This is a genomic window from Zavarzinella formosa DSM 19928 (genome assembly GCF_000255705.1).
In the GTDB taxonomy this organism is placed as follows: Bacteria; Planctomycetota; Planctomycetia; order Gemmatales; family Gemmataceae; genus Zavarzinella; species Zavarzinella formosa.
In genome coordinates this window covers 1-4,307 of the sequence record NZ_AIAB01000509.1, presented here as the reverse complement: position 1 = coordinate 4,307, position 4,307 = coordinate 1, and the positions used below count along the sequence as shown (strand labels likewise).

The following is a 4,307-nucleotide window of genomic DNA, read 5'->3' as shown; positions in this document are numbered from 1 at the left end:
CGACGCCGGAGGCAAGAAGGCCGACCGCCCCGGCCGTCATGCTCACCACCTGGCCGATGACCACCAGGGCCGCCCCGGCCCCGGCGAAGGCCACGGCCCCCTTCAGGACAAGCCCGACGAGCGGTCGATACTCCCGCACAAAGCCGATGGCTTCCTTGGCCACGTCCGAGAAGGCGGCCGAGAACTCCGACACCACCGGGGCGACGGCCACGGCCAGCGACTGCCAGATCCGGCCGAGGGTCGCCGAGGCGACGGTGAATTCCCGACTGGCCTTGCGCGCGTCCTCCATGTCGGCGGCCGACATCTCGAAAGTGTCGCCGAGCCGGGCCATCTCCTCCTGCGAGAGGGCCAGCGTGGAGATGAGGTTTTTGCCCGTGTCCTCGCCGAACGCCTTCAAGAGCAACTGCACTCGCGTGGCGGGATCCTGCACTTTCTTTAGCGAGTCAATCATCAGGTAAAACTGTTTGGCCGGGTCGAGACCCTCGAACTGTTCGGCCCCGACGCCAAGCGAGTCGAACAGTTGATTCGCCTCCTGGCTGCTTCCGGACAGGGCGTCCTTGACCCGCTGCCCGAGCGTCACAAGCCCCTCGGTCGCGTCCCGGGTGTCCGAACCGACGGCCTTCATGACCCCGAACAGACGGGTCGCCGACTCGGCGGTCAGGCCGAAGGCTGCGGCGATGTCGCCCTGCTTGGAGGTTTCGGCGAGCTGGTCGACCGCCGACTGGAGAGGCGAGAGAAGCGTCTTGAAGCCGAGCGAGGCCCCGCCGAGCCGGGCCAGAAAATCGCCGAAAGCCTTCACCCGGCCCCGGGCCGCGTCGAGTCCGCGATAAAGCAGGTTGTTTTTGACGAAAAGCTCGACGAAAGCCGAGCCGGCCCGGATGGCCGAGGAACCGCCGCCGCCCCCGCCCTGGGCGGCCAGAAAGCAGCGGACTCCGACCGGGGACATGAACCAACGAAGCGACATTACCGGCCCTCAGTCGTTGAGCCCGAAAAAGGCGTTGACCGCCGCCCAGCCCTGACGGCTTTCGGCGGCGATGTGAAGCGGGGATTTGGGTTGAATCCGCCGGCGAAACGGCGTGATGTCGTCGGGAACCAGCCGCTCGCCGGTGAGGGCTCCGCGTATCCAGGAGACCTGCCATGCCGCCATCAGCCACTGCTCATGCCGCCTGGCGTCGGCCATCCGCAGCAGGGAGCGAAACGTCAGCGGCCGGTAATCCACGCCAACGATGCCGGCCAGGTCAAGGATCACGGGCCAGAGGTCTGGCCCATCTCCCGGAGGGCCTTCTCGACCGCCTCGTCGATTCTGGCCGTCGTCCTCCTGTCCGCCGCCTCCAGAATCCGGGTCCAGCCCTTCTTGATCGCCTGACCCACCGGCGACCTCGGGGAGAAATCGGCGACCGCCTCCATCAACGCCGTCGCGGCCCGGTCGATCGTCGGCCCGTCAAACCCCTTGCCGAACTCCCGCTCGGAAAGGCCGCGTTCCTTGACCTGCTCCTCGCACAGAATCCAGATCACTTTCCCGAGGCTGACCGGATCGCCATAGAGCAGTTCGGCGAATTGATTGAGGTTGGCCAGGAGCTTGTTCAGCTCGACCCCGCAATGATCCCTCACGGGCTCGATGTCCCCGTTGGTGATCCGCAACACCCATTCCCGGTCCCGGCAATCCTTGAGCTTCGCCATGATGTTCGCATCCCCCTGGTTTCTTTCGGACCGTCCGGCGTTTACGAGGCGGTCACCGACACCGGCGTGTAAGTCACCACGTCCGTGCTATTGATGACGGCCCGCTGGACCGGGTTGCCGATCACCCGCTTGATCGTGAAGTCGTTGAACAACACGGTCGGCAATCCCTGGTCCTGGGTCCAGTTGAAAAACTTGAAGTCGGCCCGCAGGCCCCGGGAGCCGACCGTTTCCTTGGGTCCGCTCAGCATGAGCAGGTCAAGGGCCGTCCGGCCGTAAAAGGCGTTCTCAAACACCGTGAACGCCCCGTTGCTCTCGTCCTCCCGGATCTTGCCGGTGAACTCCAGGTGAAGCAGCGTCGGCTCCGAGGCGGCCAGTCCGCCGTCCCCCTTGCCGGAGGCATCACCCTCGTCCATCGTCGGGTTGACCGAGAAATCCGAGATGCCGGTGACCGGGCTCCAGATCGGAGCCTCGTAGGTTCCGGTGTTGCGGTACAGTGTCGCCAGCAATCCGAGTTTGGCCTTGGCCATGATTCAACCCCTCTTGATCGATCCCTTAAACGTCCCCGCGAACTTCGGGGCGACTTTTTTCAACGCTGGTTTCACGGACGGATGCCTGCCGATGCTGATCCGGCGGGCCTTGCCCCGGCGCCGGATCGTCACCGTGGCGCCCTCCTCCAGGGCGGCCGGAACCTTGTATCCCCTGGTCGCCGCGTTCCGGAAATCCTCCGGGCCGACCACCACGGACTTGCTTCGGGGGTCGTAGCCAAAGCGGATGAGTTCCTTGATCGGGCTGGCCGCCCGTGTCTTCTCAACGCCCGTCTTCTTGTTCGTCGTCGTCCGCAAAAACCGCTCCGAGCGGCGGGCGAACGGAGGCTGGCCCGCGGGGGCCGGCGCCTGTTTGGTCGTGTACCGGATCGACGACTTGTCGGCGGTCATCACGTAGGCGCCGCAACGGGACAACGACCGGATCGTCGCCCGGTCGGCCATCGCCCGCATCATGGGCGAGTCAAAGAACACCCCCTGCCGCCCGTTGATCGTCGCCTCGCCGGCCATTATTTCAATTCCCGATAGGTCACCGTGAACTCGGCCTGGAATACCTTGAAGTCCCGAAGGTAGTCCGGCTCATAGGGGACGGTGACCTCCGTGGCGTTGGGGATCGCGTCGCCGATCGCCTCGCCCAGGGCCGCGTCCCTCTCGTCGCCGGCGAACGCCCAGACCTCCTCGACAAACGCCATCCGGTCGTCGACCCATGAATCGGGAAGCGTCCCGGCGGCCGTGTGCCGGTCGCGGATCACCACCTCAATGGTGAAGTCCCGCCACTTCTGCTCCCGCGTGGCGGGCTCGACCTCGGCCCACGGGCCGGGATGGACGTAAATCATCCGGCCGGTGATCTCCGACAGCTCGGCCTCGTCCAGATAAGACCGCGTGACCGTCTCGTCCGGAAACCTGGCGGCGATCGCGGACGCGACCGCGTCGGCCAGGGCGACGATCCGGGCCGGCATCACGCCACCCTCTTTCCGTGAATCCGGTAATGCGTCCGGAACTGGTCGCTGTGACGCCATGGTTGCTCGCCGGTCGGGGCGAGAACCTCGAACTCGACCGGCGCGCCGTTGATCATCCGGACGAACCGGTCGTTCTTCTTCGGCTCCGTCGCCTGGCCGCCGATGACCAGCGAGGCAGCCGACACGATCAGGTCGCAGTCGCCCCATTCGAGACGGGACTTGGCGGTGTCGCTCGTTCGGAAGGCGGTCTGTCCGATCACGGCGTCGGGAATCACCACCGAACCGACGCCGGCCCGTGAGTACGTCACGGATTCGGAGGCGTGTTCGGCGGTCATTTTCCGGAGCCAGGCGGCGCCGGCGGCCATCATGTTTTTGCCCATGTCAGAGATCCTTAATTCAGCATGACCACCAGGCTGACCTGGCGGGAACCCGTGGAATCGCCGTGAGACAGATACACGTCAGCCAGGTTGTCGGCCGACTCGGCCGTGTTCGATCCGGTTCCGTCCCATATGTAATCGGCGGTGTCCGTCACGTCGGCCTGGAGAACCACCGCCGGCGCGTCATCCCGCAACACAACCGTGGCCCTTGCGGAGCAAGTCGCCGCGATGCCTTTGATCCGAGACGGGTCGGCCACCTCCAGCGTTTCCAACTGGGGCACCATCGCGCTCACCGCCGTGCCGACAACCGGGAGATTGTCGCCCGTGCCGCCGTCCAGCGTGACGGCGTTGGCGGCCACCGTCGCCGTCATGCCGATTCGCTTGCCGCCGTTCCAGTAGAGGTCGACCCGGTTCGTGCTGGCGATGCCGTGGCCGGCCTCCATCGTGGCCACGCCGGTGTCGGCGTCGGTGCGGGTGGTCAGGCTGCCGGTCTTCGCGGCGGCCAGCGTCGGATCGATGACAATGCCGCCGTCGGCGTTGATCGTTTTCGACTGCCGGACGGTTTTGCCGCCGAAGCTGGCGTCTACCGTGATGGATGCCTGCATATGACGCTCCCGAGTAAATCCGTCTTGTCCAATCAATCGCAGGAGCCGGACTCGAACCGACGCTCTCCGGGTTATGAACCCGGCGGGATGACCGCTTCCCCATCCTGCAAACACATCACTGATGGCCCCGGTGGGTCTCGAAGC

Annotated in this window: 8 protein-coding genes and 1 tRNA gene; all 9 read right to left on the bottom strand. The window is 65.7% G+C overall.

Features of this window, described 5'->3' with window-relative positions; all coding sequences use genetic code 11:
* Window positions 1-964: phage tail tape measure protein (locus BGIM_RS47815; protein ID WP_040887359.1), on the bottom strand; the 964-nt coding region annotated here is incomplete at its 3' end.
* 9 nt (window positions 965-973) lie between these two features.
* Entirely contained in the window at window positions 974-1,249 is a 276-nt protein-coding gene (locus tag BGIM_RS0100275; RefSeq protein WP_020467854.1) for a hypothetical protein, read from the bottom strand.
* A complete protein-coding gene (locus BGIM_RS0100270) occupies window positions 1,246-1,680 on the bottom strand; it encodes a hypothetical protein (protein ID WP_020467853.1) in 435 nt (144 codons plus the stop codon). Before BGIM_RS0100270 ends, BGIM_RS0100275 begins: the two co-directional genes overlap by 4 nt.
* A gap of 41 nt (window positions 1,681-1,721) precedes the next feature.
* Window positions 1,722-2,207, bottom strand: coding sequence for a hypothetical protein (locus BGIM_RS0100265; protein ID WP_020467852.1), 486 nt, complete (start codon window positions 2,205-2,207; stop codon window positions 1,722-1,724).
* A gap of 3 nt (window positions 2,208-2,210) precedes the next feature.
* On the bottom strand, window positions 2,211-2,732 hold the full coding sequence (locus BGIM_RS0100260; protein ID WP_020467851.1) for a hypothetical protein: 522 nt from the start codon (window positions 2,730-2,732) through the stop codon (window positions 2,211-2,213).
* Window positions 2,732-3,181: a hypothetical protein gene (locus tag BGIM_RS0100255; RefSeq protein WP_020467850.1), complete on the bottom strand. Its 450-nt coding sequence runs from the start codon at window positions 3,179-3,181 to the stop codon at window positions 2,732-2,734. The genes BGIM_RS0100260 and BGIM_RS0100255 overlap by 1 nt, the downstream gene beginning before the upstream one ends.
* On the bottom strand, window positions 3,181-3,561 hold the full coding sequence (locus tag BGIM_RS0100250) for a hypothetical protein (RefSeq protein ID WP_020467849.1): 381 nt from the start codon (window positions 3,559-3,561) through the stop codon (window positions 3,181-3,183). Before BGIM_RS0100250 ends, BGIM_RS0100255 begins: the two co-directional genes overlap by 1 nt.
* A gap of 11 nt (window positions 3,562-3,572) precedes the next feature.
* Window positions 3,573-4,163, bottom strand: a complete 591-nt coding sequence (locus BGIM_RS0100245) for a hypothetical protein (protein WP_020467848.1) — start codon at window positions 4,161-4,163, stop codon at window positions 3,573-3,575.
* Window positions 4,164-4,199: 36 nt separating this feature from the next.
* A tRNA-Met gene (locus tag BGIM_RS0100240) sits at window positions 4,200-4,272 on the bottom strand.
* Window positions 4,273-4,307: the final 35 nt, after the last annotated feature.

Bases quoted from the DNA above. Each gene is read 5' to 3' on its own strand.
- BGIM_RS0100245 (WP_020467848.1), bottom strand. From the start codon at position 4,163: ATGCAGGCATCCATCACGGTAGACGCCAGCTTCGGCGGCAAAACCGTC.
- BGIM_RS0100255 (WP_020467850.1), bottom strand. From the start codon at position 3,181: ATGCCGGCCCGGATCGTCGCCCTGGCCGACGCGGTCGCGTCCGCGATC.
- BGIM_RS0100260 (WP_020467851.1), bottom strand. From the start codon at position 2,732: ATGGCCGGCGAGGCGACGATCAACGGGCGGCAGGGGGTGTTCTTTGAC.
- BGIM_RS0100250 (WP_020467849.1), bottom strand. From the start codon at position 3,561: ATGGGCAAAAACATGATGGCCGCCGGCGCCGCCTGGCTCCGGAAAATG.
- BGIM_RS0100265 (WP_020467852.1), bottom strand. From the start codon at position 2,207: ATGGCCAAGGCCAAACTCGGATTGCTGGCGACACTGTACCGCAACACC.
- BGIM_RS0100270 (WP_020467853.1), bottom strand. From the start codon at position 1,680: ATGGCGAAGCTCAAGGATTGCCGGGACCGGGAATGGGTGTTGCGGATC.